At 49.4% G+C, this 13,970-nt stretch carries 17 protein-coding genes, 1 pseudogene and 2 other annotated features; of the genes and pseudogenes, 8 read left to right on the top strand and 10 right to left on the bottom strand.

From position 1 onward, the window contains the following. The first annotated feature begins 160 nt into the window (after positions 1-160). The 5 genes from trmB to yggM all read left to right on the top strand — a co-directional run bounded on the left by trmB (position 161) and on the right by yggM (position 4,410). A complete protein-coding gene (gene trmB / locus SF2957; RefSeq protein NP_708731.1) occupies positions 161-880 on the top strand; it encodes a tRNA (guanine-N(7)-)-methyltransferase in 720 nt (239 codons plus the stop codon). Then, the gene (gene yggL / locus SF2956; protein NP_708730.3) at positions 850-1,206 is read left to right on the top strand and encodes a hypothetical protein; all 357 of its coding nucleotides are present in this window, start codon (positions 850-852) and stop codon (positions 1,204-1,206) included. The genes trmB and yggL overlap by 31 nt, the downstream gene beginning before the upstream one ends. A 186-nt stretch (positions 1,207-1,392) precedes the next feature. Further along, on the top strand, positions 1,393-2,109 hold the full coding sequence (gene yggN / locus SF2955; RefSeq protein ID NP_708729.2) for a hypothetical protein: 717 nt from the start codon (positions 1,393-1,395) through the stop codon (positions 2,107-2,109). Positions 2,110-2,284: 175 nt separating this feature from the next. Further along, positions 2,285-3,331: an L-asparaginase II gene (gene ansB / locus SF2954; protein ID NP_708728.1), complete on the top strand. Its 1,047-nt coding sequence runs from the start codon at positions 2,285-2,287 to the stop codon at positions 3,329-3,331. A gap of 116 nt (positions 3,332-3,447) precedes the next feature. Continuing rightward, on the top strand, positions 3,448-4,410 hold the full coding sequence (gene yggM, locus SF2953; RefSeq protein NP_708727.2) for a hypothetical protein: 963 nt from the start codon (positions 3,448-3,450) through the stop codon (positions 4,408-4,410). Positions 4,411-4,455: 45 nt separating this feature from the next. Continuing rightward, positions 4,456-8,459 (bottom strand) — a sequence feature (SI#48). On the opposite strand, the gene SF2952 is transcribed toward yggM, so the two are convergent. Further along, positions 4,511-5,812 (bottom strand): hypothetical protein, encoded by a 1,302-nt coding sequence (locus SF2952; RefSeq protein ID NP_708726.2) that lies wholly within the window; start codon positions 5,810-5,812, stop codon positions 4,511-4,513. It overlaps the preceding feature by 1,302 nt. After that, positions 5,814-6,581, top strand: a mobile genetic element. Between SF2952 and insA the strand changes: the two genes are divergently transcribed. Continuing rightward, positions 5,869-6,144, top strand: coding sequence for an insertion element IS1 protein InsA (gene insA, locus SF2951; RefSeq protein ID NP_708725.1), 276 nt, complete (start codon positions 5,869-5,871; stop codon positions 6,142-6,144). It overlaps the preceding feature by 276 nt. Beyond that, a complete protein-coding gene (insB, locus tag SF2950) occupies positions 6,171-6,566 on the top strand; it encodes an insertion element IS1 protein InsB (protein ID NP_708724.1) in 396 nt (131 codons plus the stop codon). On the opposite strand, the gene SF2949 is transcribed toward insB, so the two are convergent. The 7 genes and pseudogenes from SF2949 to yggS form a co-directional block, all read right to left on the bottom strand. Beyond that, positions 6,589-7,092: a hypothetical protein gene (locus SF2949; protein ID NP_708723.2), complete on the bottom strand. Its 504-nt coding sequence runs from the start codon at positions 7,090-7,092 to the stop codon at positions 6,589-6,591. Continuing rightward, positions 7,137-8,100 (bottom strand): annotated as a pseudogene (locus tag SF2947). Further along, positions 8,414-9,550: a HemN family oxidoreductase gene (yggW, locus tag SF2946; RefSeq protein ID NP_708720.1), complete on the bottom strand. Its 1,137-nt coding sequence runs from the start codon at positions 9,548-9,550 to the stop codon at positions 8,414-8,416. After that, on the bottom strand, positions 9,543-10,136 hold the full coding sequence (gene yggV, locus SF2945) for a dITP/XTP pyrophosphatase (RefSeq protein ID NP_708719.1): 594 nt from the start codon (positions 10,134-10,136) through the stop codon (positions 9,543-9,545). Before yggV ends, yggW begins: the two co-directional genes overlap by 8 nt. A gap of 7 nt (positions 10,137-10,143) precedes the next feature. Then, positions 10,144-10,446: a hypothetical protein gene (gene yggU / locus SF2944; protein ID NP_708718.3), complete on the bottom strand. Its 303-nt coding sequence runs from the start codon at positions 10,444-10,446 to the stop codon at positions 10,144-10,146. Beyond that, a complete protein-coding gene (gene yggT, locus SF2943) occupies positions 10,431-10,997 on the bottom strand; it encodes a resistance protein (protein ID NP_708717.1) in 567 nt (188 codons plus the stop codon). The genes yggU and yggT overlap by 16 nt, the downstream gene beginning before the upstream one ends. A gap of 17 nt (positions 10,998-11,014) precedes the next feature. Continuing rightward, the gene (gene yggS / locus SF2941; RefSeq protein NP_708716.1) at positions 11,015-11,719 is read right to left on the bottom strand and encodes a hypothetical protein; all 705 of its coding nucleotides are present in this window, start codon (positions 11,717-11,719) and stop codon (positions 11,015-11,017) included. On the opposite strand from yggS, the gene yggR reads away from it, so the two are divergent. Continuing rightward, the gene (gene yggR, locus SF2942; protein ID NP_708715.2) at positions 11,692-12,717 is read left to right on the top strand and encodes a transporter; all 1,026 of its coding nucleotides are present in this window, start codon (positions 11,692-11,694) and stop codon (positions 12,715-12,717) included. The two genes, yggS and yggR, sit on opposite strands and share 28 nt — an antisense overlap. 175 nt (positions 12,718-12,892) lie before the next feature. On the opposite strand, the gene yqgF is transcribed toward yggR, so the two are convergent. Then, positions 12,893-13,309, bottom strand: coding sequence for a Holliday junction resolvase-like protein (gene yqgF / locus SF2940; protein NP_708714.1), 417 nt, complete (start codon positions 13,307-13,309; stop codon positions 12,893-12,895). Next, a complete protein-coding gene (gene yqgE, locus SF2939; RefSeq protein ID NP_708713.3) occupies positions 13,309-13,944 on the bottom strand; it encodes a hypothetical protein in 636 nt (211 codons plus the stop codon). The genes yqgF and yqgE overlap by 1 nt, the downstream gene beginning before the upstream one ends. Positions 13,945-13,970: the final 26 nt, after the last annotated feature.

Here is a 13,970-nt window from a genome sequence, read left to right as displayed (position 1 = left end):
GGTCACCGACTTCACTGTTGTTGGGGGCAAGATTGCAGCACAGCGACGGCAGGGTGTAAACCGGAACTTTCCGCAGCCACGGCCTTATCATGCTTGCATCCGGCAACTAACTTTGGATAATGCCCGTTTTCAGAACACTTTCACAAGCGACTAAATCTTTATGAAAAACGACGTCATTTCACCGGAATTTGATGAAAACGGCCGCCCACTGCGCCGTATCCGTAGTTTTGTGCGCCGCCAGGGGCGACTGACCAAAGGCCAGGAACATGCGCTGGAAAACTACTGGCCGGTGATGGGCGTTGAGTTCAGTGAAGATATGCTGGATTTCCCCGCGCTTTTTGGCCGTGAAGCGCCGGTGACGCTTGAGATTGGTTTTGGCATGGGGGCGTCGCTGGTGGCAATGGCTAAAGATCGCCCCGAGCAGGACTTCCTCGGCATTGAAGTGCATTCACCGGGCGTTGGTGCGTGCCTGGCTTCTGCGCATGAAGAAGGTTTAAGCAACCTGCGCGTGATGTGTCACGATGCGGTTGAAGTGCTGCATAAAATGATTCCTGACAATTCATTGCGCATGGTGCAGCTCTTTTTCCCTGACCCGTGGCACAAAGCGCGCCATAATAAACGCCGTATCGTTCAGGTGCCGTTTGCCGAACTGGTAAAAAGCAAACTGCAGCTGGGGGGCGTATTCCATATGGCGACCGACTGGGAACCTTATGCGGAACATATGCTTGAAGTGATGTCTTCTATTGACGGTTATAAAAACCTGTCAGAGAGCAATGATTACGTACCGCGTCCGGCATCACGTCCGGTGACGAAATTTGAACAACGTGGTCATCGTCTTGGTCACGGAGTATGGGACTTAATGTTCGAGAGGGTGAAATAATGGCAAAGAACCGTAGCCGTCGTCTGCGTAAAAAAATGCACATCGACGAATTCCAGGAATTAGGATTTTCGGTGGCATGGCGATTCCCGGAAGGTACATCGGAAGAACAGATTGATAAAATCGTTGATGACTTTATTAACGAGGTTATCGAACCGAACAAACTGGCCTTTGACGGCAGCGGTTATCTGGCCTGGGAAGGTCTGATCTGCATGCAGGAAATCGGCAAATGCACCGAAGAACATCAGGCGATTGTGCGTAAGTGGCTGGAAGAGTGCAAACTGGATGAGGTACGCACCAGCGAACTTTTCGACGTTTGGTGGGACTAAGAAAGCATACGGGCGATGACAAATGCAAAACTGCCTGATGCGCTACGCTTATCAGGCCTACAGAGATGCACGATCGAGTAGGCGGGATAAGGCGTTTACGCCGCATCCGGCATGGAAAACGCGTACTTTGTTATCAATCTGGGGCCAGCATATGCTGGCCTGATTTGTTCTTGAGGGAAGACTATGATGCGCAAAATGCTGCTGGCGGCAGCACTTTCAGTGACGGCAATGACCGCTCACGCCGACTACCAGTGCAGCGTCACGCCGCGTGACGATGTGATTGTCAGCCCGCAAACCGTGCAGGTGAAGGGCGAAAACGGCAATCTGGTGATCACGCCAGACGGCAACGTGATGTATAACGGTAAGCAATATTCCCTGAATGCCGCCCAGCGCGAGCAGGCGAAGGATTATCAGGCTGAACTACGTAGCACGCTGCCGTGGATTGATGAAGGCGCGAAAAGCCGCGTCGAGAAAGCCCGTATTGCGCTGGATAAAATTATCGTTCAGGAGATGGGCGACAGCAGCAAAATGCGCAGCCGTCTGACCAAACTTGATGCGCAGCTTAAAGAGCAGATGAATCGCATTATCGAAACGCGCAGCGATGGCCTGACGTTCCACTATAAAGCCATTGATCAGGTTCGCGCCGAAGGCCAGCAACTAGTGAATCAGGCAATGGGCGGAATTTTACAGGACAGCATTAATGAAATGGGCGCGAAAGCGGTGCTGAAAAGCGGCGGTAACCCATTACAGAATGTGCTGGGAAGCTTGGGCGGTCTGCAATCCTCAATCCAAACCGAGTGGAAAAAGCAGGAAAAAGATTTCCAGCAGTTTGGCAAAGATGTTTGTAGCCGCGTTGTGACTCTGGAAGATAGCCGCAAAGCCCTGGTCGGGAATTTAAAATAATCCTCTATTTTAAGACGGCATAATACTTTTTTATGCCGTTTAATTCTTCGTTTTGTTACCTGCCTCTAACTTTGTAGATCTCCAAAATATATTCACGTTGTAAATTGTTTAACGTCAAATTTCCCATGCAAAGCTAAGGGATAATGCGTAGCGTCCACGTAACTGGAGGAATGAAATGGAGTTTTTCAAAAAGACGGCACTTGCCGCACTGGTTATGGGTTTTAGTGGTGCAGCATTGGCATTACCCAATATCACCATTTTAGCAACCGGCGGGACCATTGCCGGTGGTGGTGACTCCGCAACCAAATCTAACTACACAGCGGGTAAAGTTGGCGTAGAAAATCTGGTTAATGCGGTGCCGCAACTAAAAGACATTGCGAACGTTAAAGGCGAGCAGGTAGTGAATATCGGCTCCCAGGACATGAACGATAATGTCTGGCTGACACTGGCGAAAAAAATTAACGCCGACTGCGATAAAACCGACGGCTTCGTCATTACCCACGGTACCGACACGATGGAAGAAACTGCTTACTTCCTCGACCTGACGGTGAAATGCGACAAACCGGTGGTGATGGTCGGCGCAATGCGCCCGTCCACGTCCATGAGCGCAGACGGTCCATTCAACCTGTATAACGCGGTAGTGACCGCAGCTGATAAAGCCTCCGCTAATCGTGGCGTGCTGGTGGTGATGAACGACACCGTACTGGACGGTCGCGATGTCACCAAAACCAACACCACCGACGTAGCGACCTTCAAGTCTGTTAACTACGGTCCTCTGGGATACATTCACAACGGTAAGATTGATTACCAACGTACCCCGGCACGTAAGCACACCAGCGATACGCCATTCGATGTCTCTAAGCTGAATGAGCTGCCGAAAGTCGGCATCGTTTATAACTACGCTAACGCATCCGATCTTCCGGCTAAAGCACTGGTAGATGCGGGCTATGATGGCATCGTTAGCGCTGGTGTGGGTAATGGTAACCTGTATAAATCCGTGTTCGACACCCTGGCAACCGCCGCGAAAAACGGCACTGCAGTAGTGCGTTCTTCCCGCGTACCGACGGGTGCTACCACTCAGGATGCTGAAGTGGATGATGCGAAATACGGCTTCGTCGCCTCTGGCACGCTGAACCCGCAAAAAGCGCGCGTCCTGCTGCAGCTGGCTCTGACGCAAACCAAAGATCCGCAGCAGATCCAGCAGATTTTCAATCAGTACTAATCACCTCGTCCCGGCATCGTGCCGGGGCTTTTTCACTTCAGACTTACGTCCATTGCCAATTTTCATTACCCTAATGATAATCACCGGAATAAATTATTCCGCGCGAGGGTTTTCGGGTGAAAAAGCAATGGATTGTTGGCACGGCGCTGCTTATGTTGATGACTGGTAATGCCTGGGCAGATGGCGAACCGCCAACTGAAAATATCTTAAAAGATCAATTCAAAAAGCAGTATCACGGCATTCTCAAGCTTGATGCCATCAGCTTAAAAAATCTTGATGCTAAGGGTAATCAGGCCACCTGGTCAGCGGAAGGCGATGTCTCTTCCAGTGACGATCTCTATACCTGGGTCGGTCAGTTGGCAGATTACGAACTGCTCGAACAGACCTGGACGAAAGATAAACCGGTAAAATTCTCGGCGATGTTAACCAGTAAAGGAACGCCCGCGTCTGGCTGGTCGGTGAACTTTTACTCTTTTCAGGCGGCAGCCAGCGATCGTGGGCGGGTGGTCGACGATATCAAAACGAATAATAAATATCTGATCGTGAATAGCGAAGATTTCAATTATCGCTTTAGTCAGCTTGAATCTGCGTTGAATACCCAGAAGAACTCGATTCCTGCGCTGGAAAAGGAAGTGAAAGCGCTTGATAAGCAAATGGTGGCGGCGCAGAAAGCAGCGGATGCATATTGGGGAAAAGATGCAAACGGTAAGCAAATGACCCGCGAAGAAGCCTTTAAAAAAATTCACCAACAGCGTGATGAGTTTAATAAACAGAACGATAGCGAGGCGTTCGCGGTTAAATATGACAAAGAGGTTTATCAACCGGCGATTGCGGCATGTCATAAACAGAGTGAAGAGTGTTATGAAGTGCCGATTCAGCAGAAACGAGATTTCGATATCAACGAACAACGGCGACAGACTTTTCTGCAATCACAAAAACTCAGCCGTAAATTGCAGGATGACTGGGTAACGCTCGAAAAAGGGCAATATCCGTTAACGATGAAAGTTTCAGAAATAAACAGTAAAAAAGTCGCGATTTTGATGAAAATTGACGATATCAACCAAGCTAATGAACGCTAGAAAAAAGATACCGAACAACTGCGGCGCAATGGGGTGATTAAGTAACTCATGTTAAGTGCCTTTGCCGGATAATATAAAAAGTTATCCGGCAAATTATTTTTTACATTAGCCCTAGTAGCTGTGGAATGAACAAGGATATTTGCGGAATGTAAGTGATCATCATCAACGCTACTAGCAATGCAGCATAAAATAGCAGCAATGGTTTGATTAAATGTTGAATCTTCACACCCGAGATAGAACAACCAACAAATAGCGCACTACCCACCGGCGGTGTTAACAGCCCAATACAAAGGTTGGCCACCATCATAATACCGAAATGTACTGGGTCCATTCCCAGCTCTTGTGCAATCGGCAAGAAGATCGGTGTAAAGATTAGTACAGCCGGTGTCATGTCCATAAAGATGCCGACAATTAATAAGACGATATTAATCAGCAGCAATATGATCAGTGGGTTATCAGAAATCCCCATCAATGCGTCGCTGATCATATAAGGAATATCAGCATTAGTCATTGCCCAGGACATGCCCACGGAAAAACCGATCAACAGTAATACAATCGAAGTGGTAACAACCGACTCCAGAATCAGTTTGGGTAAATGGCGCCATTTTACTTCCCGGTAAATCAGCACCGAGAGAATAAATGTGTAGACAACGGCAATTGCTGACGCTTCAGTTGCGGTAAAAATGCCGCCCAGAATGCCGCCCATCACAATGAACACCAGAAGCAAACTTGGTAAGGCATCCAGAAACGCTTTACAGGCCTGAGCAAAGGTTGCTCTTTCTGAAAGCGGGTAGCCACGGCGTTTAGCAATAATGCCGCAGACTATCATTACCGCAAGACCCATTAAGATCCCTGGCAAATATCCCGCCATAAACAGCGATGCTACAGAAACGCCGCCAGCTGTCAGGGAAAACACAATTAACACGTTTGAGGGCGGTATCAGTAATCCAGTAATACAAGATGAGACGTTTACAGCGGTAGAAAATGCCGGATCATAACCTTCTTTGGTCTGAATGGGATTCAGTGTGCCACCAACGGCAGCAGCTGCCGCAACGGCTGAACCAGAAATGGAACCAAACATCATATTCGCCAGGACGTTCACATGACCAAGCGAACCAGGAACGCGGCCAACCATTACCTGGGCGAGGTTAATCAAACGTATCGCAATACCGCCGCTGTTCATCAGTGTTCCGGCAAAGATGAAAAAGGGGATTGCCAACAGGGCAAAGTTATCCAGTCCATTAGCCAGTCGTTGCGAAACAGTGATTGCCGCGATATCCCAGGGAAACATCAAAAGCATTGAAGCTACAGTGGCAATACCGATTGAGAACGAAATGGGCACACCAATAAAGACCAGCACAAAAAAACAGCCAAACAGTGTAATCGCGATATAACTATCCATTGGTAATGCTGCCAACTTACTGATTTAGTGTATGATGGTGATTTTAAGGTGCTTGCGTGGCTTCCATTTCCATCAGATGTCCTTCCTGCTCCGCTACTGAAGGCGTGGTGCGTAACGGCAAAAGCACTGCCGGACATCAGCGCTATCTCTGCTCTCATTGCCGTAAAACATGGCAACTACAGTTCACTTACACCGCCTCTCAGCCCGGTACGCACCAGAAAATCATTGATATGGCCATGAATGGCGTCGGATGTCGCGCCAGTGCACGCATTATGGGCGTTGGCCTCAACACGGTTTTACGTCACTTAAAAAACTCAGGCCGCAGTCGGTAACCTCGCGCATACAACCGGGCAGTGATGTGATTGTCTGCGCTGAAATGGACGAACATTGGGGCTACGTCGGTGCTAAATCACGTCAGCGCTGGCTGTTTTACGCGTATGACAGGATACGGAGGACGGTTGTGGCGCACGTCTTCGGTGAACGCACTCTGGCCACACTGGAGCGTCTTCTGAGCCTGCTGTCGGCCTTTGAGGTCGTGGTATGGATGACGGATGGCTGGCCGCTGTATGAATCACGCCTGAAGGGAAAGCTGCACGTTATCAGCAAGCGTTACACTCAGCGCATTGAGCGACATAATCTGAATCTGAGACAACATCTGGCAAGGCTGGGACGGAAGTCACTGTCGTTCTCAAAATCGGTGGAGCTGCATGACAAGGTCATCGGGCATTATCTGAACATAAAACACTATCAGTAAGTTGGAGTCATTACCCTATCCATTAACTGGCCTCCTGCGCAGGTTGTTTCAGTTGTTGAATGCTTTGATTAATAAAACACAAGGCATAAAACATCATTACCACTCCACTTAATGGCAGAATGATATATACGTATCCCATCGGTATTTGCATAGCGGCAGATACCTGTGATGTTGCCAGTGTTTTATCAATTAATTTCAGGCCACCAGTCACAATGACCGAACCGGCAAAACCTAAAATGAGAACGTTAATGACTATACTAAGAAGTAATTGTTTGCGCTTATTCAGGGCGAGAGCAAATAAATCAATAGAGAGATGTCGCTGCGCGCCGACGGTATATGCAGCACCTAATAATCCTACCCAGATCATCAAAAAGCGTGCCAGCTCATCGGTTAATGTACTTGGCTGGTTAAGTACGTAGCGGCTAAATACTTGCCAGACTACGCATACAACCAGAGCAAGCATTACGGCGACAGAAAACGTGGCAATGACGCGGTCTACCGCAAGTTTCAGGCGGTTAAATATCATTGTAAGCATCCTGGAAAATCAGGGCCAGAGGCTGGCCCGGAATATTATTGAGCAGCGTTGTCGAATTTCTCTAACAAAGCAGCTTGTTTTGGATCTTTTTTGAAGTCGTCAAACAGAGGTTGCACGGCTTTACGGAATGGCGCTTTATCCACTTTTACAATTTCACCCCCCATAGCTTTCGCCTGAGCACGTGTGTCAGCGTCAATTTTTTCCCACAATTTTTGTTGATAAGCTTCGGATTTCTTCGCCGCTGTTTCGAGGATTTGTTGCTGTTCTGGGGTTAATTTATTCCATGTTTTGGTGGAGATAACCAAAAAGTCAGGAATTGAGGCGTGTTCATCTTCAGAAAAAACTTTGGCAATTTCAATATGTCGAGTCTGCATCCAGGAAGGCACGTTATTTTCTGCGCCATCTACTACACCTTGCTGCATCGCAGTATAAACTTCGCCAAATGAAATTGGAGTGGGTGAACCACCCATCAGTTCAATCATTTTGATGGTGGTCGGACTTGGCTGAACACGAATTTTCAGTCCTTTAAGATCTTCTGGCTTTGTAATCGGTTTTTTCGCATAGAAACTGCGAGTACCCGCTACATAAGCTGATAAAGCAAAAAAGCCTTTGTCTTTTGTTGAGTCCATAATTTCTTTACCAACTTCACCAAAAACAACTTAATAAGAACGGCAAATTATAGATAGCATAAATATTATCAAAAGACTCCAGATCACTGGCGGAACCTTTGGTCATATCCAGTGCGCCATTTTGCAACAATTCCATAGTTTCTCGCGCATTACCCATCTGGCTGCTGGGATAAATACGGATCACCATATTACCTTTTGACAGCTGTTTTACCTCTTTCGCCAGCTCTTCAAAACTCTGATGTACAACATGACTTCTTTCCAGGTTGTGTGCTAACTTTAACGCCACTTTTTCTGCGGCGTTTACGCCAGTGCTAACCAGAGCCAGCAAGGATGCGCAGACTAATGAGCGGGTAAATGACCTCATTTTCATAAAAAAACTCCCTGTTGAAGGATGGAAATTGGTTGATATCTAATTGTGCTTATCAGTGATTTGTGCGACAAATTGGTTAACCTGTCTGACAACTTGTCTATGTTTATCACAACTTGAAATAAAGTCAGAAATTAAATATTAAATTTGTGCGCCAGGTTGTACATATTTATAATCAATGAATGATTAGTAAATATTCACTAAATATATATAATAAATGTCGTCGATATTTATTCAGTAAGAAATATATTTCTGCCGAGGTTAATTAACGGGGGGATAAAAGAAGTGATTAATGCGCCCGCAGGCGCATTAATGATTACTCAGCGAGGAATAATTCAAGAAGTGAGTTTAAGAATAATTTACCATGTTCCGTTATCTGCCAGTAATCCGCACATTCGGTGAGATAACCCTGGGCAATCGCCTCGTCTAACTGTGGGCGAATCACATCTTCGCAAAGCCCGGTATACGCAATAAACTCCACGCGCGGCGCGGCCTCCAGCAGACGGAAGCGATTCATAAAGAACTCAAACGGCTTATCTGCGGCTTCGACATCACGCTGGCTTTCCAGATACCTTCCTTGCATAAAACCACGAGGATGACGCGTTTTAGTGGTACGCAGAATGCGCCCATCCGGGAAGGTCACTTTGCCGTGCGCGCCGCAGCCAATACCGATGTAGTCACCAAAGCGCCAGTAGTTGAGATTGTGCTGGCACTGATAACCGGGTTTGGCGTAAGCGGAAGTTTCATATTGCTGATAACCCGCTGCGGTTAATAACTGATGCCCCTGTTCGAAAATATCCCACAGCGCGTCATCGTCCGGCAGCACCGGCGGTCGCGAGCCAAACAGCGTATTAGGTTCGATAGTCAGTTGATACCAGGAAAGATGCGGCGGATTCAGTTCAATGGCCTGGCGTAGATCGCCAAGCGCCTCTTCCAGTGATTGATCCGGTAGTCCATGCATCAAATCAAGGTTAAAGCTACGTAACCCTAAACCGCTCGCCAGCTTTGCCGCTCGTTTCGCTTCTTGCGGGCCATGAATACGCCCAAGTCGTTTCAGCTTTTCTTCGCTAAAACTCTGCACACCAATAGAGATGCGGTTTACACCAGCACGCTGATAATCGACAAAGCGATCCGCTTCTACCGTGCCTGGGTTCGCTTCCATAGTAATTTCTGCATCCGCTGCCAGCGGCAAACGCGCACGCACGCCGTCTAGCAGCGTTTGCATCGCCGGGCCGGAAAGCAGGCTCGGCGTACCACCGCCAATAAAGATTGTCTTTACTTCACGGCCCTGAGCGTAAGCCACATCATTGTCCAGATCGCAAAGCAGATGCTGAACATAATCGTCGTGCGGCACTTCTCCTTTCAACGCGTGAGAGTTGAAATCGCAGTACGGGCATTTCTGCACGCACCACGGGATGTGAATGTAGAGACTCAGCGGCGGTAATTTAACCATTACGTAAAGCGTCCAGCAGCAGTTTCAACGCCTGACCACGGTGGGAAATGGCGCTCTTTTCTTCGCGGGTCAGTTCGGCGGCGGTTTTCCCTTCGGAAGGTACGAAGAAGATTGGATCATAACCAAAGCCACCAGTGCCCGCTGGTTCGCGAGTAATCACGCCCGGCCAGCTGCCGTGGCATACCAGCGGAGTCGGATCTTCCGCGTGACGCAGATATACCAGCACGCAGTGGAAACGCGCCTGACGTTGGTCGTCCGGTACGTCTTTCAGTGTTTCCAACAGTTTTTGCAGATTCTTTTGATCGGTCGCGTCTTCACCGGAATAACGCGCGGAGTAAATACCCGGCGCGCCACCCAGCGCATCTACCGCCAGACCAGAGTCGTCGGCAATTGCCGGTAAACCGGTCACTTTTGCCGCATGGCGCGCTTTCAGAATCGCGTTTTCGATAAAGGTTAGGCCGGTTTCTTCAGCGGAATCAACGCCGAGGTCTGTTTGGGCCACGATATCAAGACCAAAGTCGCTAAGCAGCGACGCCAGCTCACGCACTTTACCGGCATTGCCGGTTGCGAGGACAACTTTTTGCATAGGATACCTAATTAATTAACGCCGCGATTTCTGGCGGGATTTGTTGCGGATTAATGATTTTAATTTGTTTGTGGCGGCCAAGTTCGCCTTTTTCAATCACCACCTGGCTTTTGGCAACCCGGAATTGCTTACCGAGAAACTTCACCAGATGACTGTTGGCCTGGCCGTCAACCGGCGGCGCGGTAATGGCGACTTTAACTTCGTCGCCATGTAAACCGACAATAGAATCACGGCTGGCTTTCGGCTGAATATAGAGCCGTAAAACCAGACCGTCATCATTAACTGTTACGGCACTCATAACGCCATCCACAGCCCCGGCAGCAGCATGTTTCCGGTTGCCTGTAATACTTCTGCGACACCCATATTGATGGCATACAGCAGCAGAACGAGGATCATCGGCGAGAAATCAATCCCACCCATTGCCGGTAGCAAGCGGCGAATCGGGCGCAGCAGCGGATCGGCCAGCTGAATCAGCACGTATTCAATCGGGCTACGACCCTGGCTTACCCAGCTCATAATCGCCATCACCAGCAGGACCCAGAAAATCAGCAAGCCGATGGTTTTCAGCAGAATCAGTAAACCGGCAATCCAGATGATTGGCAGGAAGGTCACCACTTCAAACAGCACAATGGCTTTGATAAAACTGAGAATATAGGCAACCAGCAGCGAGGCGCTGTCAATGGGACCCATTGCCGGAATAACGCGGCGCAGTGGCCCGATAATTGGCTGCGCTACCTTCACTACAAACTGTGAGAAGGGGGTGTAAAAATCACAATGAGCACACTGCATCCAGATGCGTAATAACAGCACCATTGTATACAGCTCAATGACCGTTGAAAGCAGGAAAGTCAACGTATTCATGGCGTTCCTTTAATTCCTTATTTTTTAGAGTAATCACGCGCACCAAAAATTGCAGTGCCGATACGAACCATCGTGCTACCTGCCGCAATGGCGGCTTCCATATCGTCCGACATTCCCAGAGAGAGCGTGTCGATATGCGGGTAGCGCGTTTTCAGTCCGGCAAATGCTACAGCCATTTGGCGTGCAACTTCAAACTGCCTTACATATTCTGACTCAAGCGCAGGGATTGCCATCAGCCCGCGCAGACGTAAACGCGGTAGTTCAGCGACCGCCGCTGCCAGCTCGTCCAGTTCTGCCAGTTGAATCCCGGACTTACTGTTTTCATCACTAATATTAATTTGAATCAGTACGTTAAGAGGGGGAAGTTCTGCCGGGCGCTGCTCGTTGAGGCGGGTAGCAATGCGCAAACGGTCGATGGTATGACACCAGTCGAAATGCTCTGCCACTAGGCGGCTTTTATTAGACTGCAACGGGCCAATAAAATGCCATTCTAATCCTGTTACGCCCAGTTCCTGAAAGTGGCGAATTTTATCTACCCCTTCCTGAACGTAGTTTTCACCAAATTGACGCTGCCCGGCATCAATGGCTTCTGCGATGGCGCTCGCAGGTTTTGTTTTACTGACTGCAAGCAGCGTAATTTCTTCTGGAGAACGGCCGCAACGCGTTGCAGCCGCTGAGATTTTGTCCCGGACCTGTGCCAGGTTATGCGCAATATCGTTCATTTTCCGAGGATCTTAGTATGAATATGGAAGAAATTGTGGCCCTTAGTGTAAAGCATAACGTCTCGGATCTACACCTGTGCAGCGCCTGGCCCGCACGATGGCGCATTCGTGGCAGAATGGAAGCTGCGCCGTTTGATGCGCCGGACGTCGAAGAGCTACTGCGGGAGTGGCTGGATGACGATCAGCGGGCAATATTGCTGGAAAATGGCCAGCTGGATTTTGCCGTGTCGCTGGCGGAAAACCAGCGGTTGCGTGGCAGTGCGTTCGCGCAACGGCAAGGTATTTCTCTGGCATTACGGTTGTTACCTTCGCACTGTCCACAGCTCGAACAGCTTGGTGCACCACCGGTATTGCCGGAATTACTCAAGAGCGAGAATGGCCTGATTCTGGTGACGGGGGCTACGGGGAGTGGCAAATCTACCACGCTGGCGGCGATGGTTGGCTATCTTAATCAACATGCCGATGCGCATATTCTGACGCTGGAAGATCCTGTGGAATATCTCTATGCCAGCCAGCGATGTTTGATCCAGCAGCGGGAAATTGGTTTGCACTGTATGACGTTCGCATCGGGGTTGCGGGCTGCATTGCGGGAAGATCCTGATGTGATTTTGCTCGGAGAGCTACGTGACAGTGAGACAATCCGTCTGGCGCTGACGGCGGCAGAAACCGGGCATCTGGTGCTGGCAACCTTACATACACGTGGTGCCGCGCAGGCAGTTGAGCGACTGGTGGATTCATTTCCGGCGCAGGAAAAAGATCCCGTACGTAATCAACTTGCGGGTAGTTTACGGGCAGTGCTGTCACAAAAGCTGGAAGTGGATAAACAGGAAGGACGCGTGGCGCTGTTTGAATTACTGATTAACACTCCCGCGGTGGGGAATTTGATTCGCGAAGGGAAAACCCACCAGTTACCGCATGTTATTCAAACCGGGCAGAAGGTGGGGATGTTAACGTTTCAGCAGAGTTATCAGCAGCGGGTGGGGGAAGGGCGTTTGTGACGTTGCCATGCCCGATGCGCAAGTTTATAGGGCCTATAAAGGCAATAAATGTCTGATGCGACGCTAACGCGTCTTATCAGACCTACAGCCGCTGCCAGATGTGTGCTGGATAAGGCGTTCACGCCGCATCCGGCAAGATGGCGGTAACGACTATCCGCCAGGCTTTTAGATCGCCTTAATATCCCTGCTCGAAATAGCTTTCGAGAATAATAACCGCAGAGGCAGAGTCAACTTTGCCTTTGTTGAGCGCCCGATAGCCGCCCTGTTCAAAAAGACCGGAACGGGCTTCCACAGTGCTAAGACGCTCGTCATGGAGCTTTACTTCAACACCGAAACGACCATGAATACGGTTGGCAAATTTGCGCGCTCTGGCGGTTAACGGCTGTTCGGTGCCGTCCATATTCAGCGGCAAACCGACGATGATTTCGTCAGGCTGCCACTCTTTCAGTAAACGTTCGATGAGGTTCCAGTCCGGCGTACCGTCCTGCGCTTTAATTGCAGGCAAAGGGCGAGCGGTGCCGGTAATGCGTTGGCCGACCGCTACGCCAATGCTTTTGGTGCCGAAGTCGAAGGCGAGTAAGGTTCCACTCATCAGGCGTGTCCTGCCACACCAGGCATGGTGAGAATATCCACACCAATCAGTTTTGCCGCCTCGCGCCAGCGGTCGGCAATCGGCGTTTTGAACAGAATATTCAGATCCGCCGGGGCCGTTAGCCACGCGTTATCGAGAATTTCTTGTTCCAGTTGACCTTTTTCCCAGGAGGCATAGCCCAGAGCCACCAATACGTCAGACGGTTGTTTATCGGTGCCGAGCGTTTCCAGCACATCGCGGGAAGTGGTCATCACCGTGTTGTCTGAAATGCGAATGCTGGAAGCAAAATTGGAGGGCGGAGTATGCAAAATAAACCCGCGATCTTCAGCCAGTGGGCCGCCGAGCATAACCGGTTTATCCAGACGGATTGATTCATCACGCGGCTCCGGCGTGATCTTCAGCTTTTCCAGAATCCCTTCAATTTTGAGATTTTCCAGCGGCTTGTTGACGATGATCCCCATTGCACCATTGGTATTATGTTCGCAAATGTAGACCACGGAACGACGGAAAATCGGATCCTGGAGAGCAGGCATGGCAATAAGAAAGTGATGCTGTAAATTCATTGTCAGAGGTTCTGTTTCCTGGTTCAAAAAAGCAACAGCGCCCAGTATGCGTGGAAAGAAGGGCGCTGTCACTCAGAGTCTCAACGAGATCCTTCTCG

Origin of the sequence: Shigella flexneri 2a str. 301 (assembly GCF_000006925.2) — a bacterium.
Lineage (GTDB): Bacteria > Pseudomonadota > Gammaproteobacteria > Enterobacterales > Enterobacteriaceae > ECMA0423.
The sequence above is the reverse complement of the archived record's forward strand: the minus strand, read 5'-3'. Positions and strand labels throughout refer to the sequence as shown.

Excerpts from the sequence above, each read along its gene's own strand:
- yggT (NP_708717.1), bottom strand. The coding sequence starts at position 10,997 with ATGAATACGTTGACTTTCCTGCTTTCAACGGTCATTGAGCTGTATACA.
- yggN (NP_708729.2), top strand. The coding sequence starts at position 1,393 with ATGCGCAAAATGCTGCTGGCGGCAGCACTTTCAGTGACGGCAATGACC.
- yggV (NP_708719.1), bottom strand. The coding sequence starts at position 10,136 with ATGCAAAAAGTTGTCCTCGCAACCGGCAATGCCGGTAAAGTGCGTGAG.
- yggW (NP_708720.1), bottom strand. The coding sequence starts at position 9,550 with ATGGTTAAATTACCGCCGCTGAGTCTCTACATTCACATCCCGTGGTGC.
- SF2949 (NP_708723.2), bottom strand. The coding sequence starts at position 7,092 with ATGATATTTAACCGCCTGAAACTTGCGGTAGACCGCGTCATTGCCACG.
- yggL (NP_708730.3), top strand. The coding sequence starts at position 850 with ATGGGACTTAATGTTCGAGAGGGTGAAATAATGGCAAAGAACCGTAGC.
- ansB (NP_708728.1), top strand. The coding sequence starts at position 2,285 with ATGGAGTTTTTCAAAAAGACGGCACTTGCCGCACTGGTTATGGGTTTT.
- SF2952 (NP_708726.2), bottom strand. The coding sequence starts at position 5,812 with ATGGATAGTTATATCGCGATTACACTGTTTGGCTGTTTTTTTGTGCTG.
- yggS (NP_708716.1), bottom strand. The coding sequence starts at position 11,719 with ATGAACGATATTGCGCATAACCTGGCACAGGTCCGGGACAAAATCTCA.
- trmB (NP_708731.1), top strand. The coding sequence starts at position 161 with ATGAAAAACGACGTCATTTCACCGGAATTTGATGAAAACGGCCGCCCA.
- yqgF (NP_708714.1), bottom strand. The coding sequence starts at position 13,309 with ATGAGTGGAACCTTACTCGCCTTCGACTTCGGCACCAAAAGCATTGGC.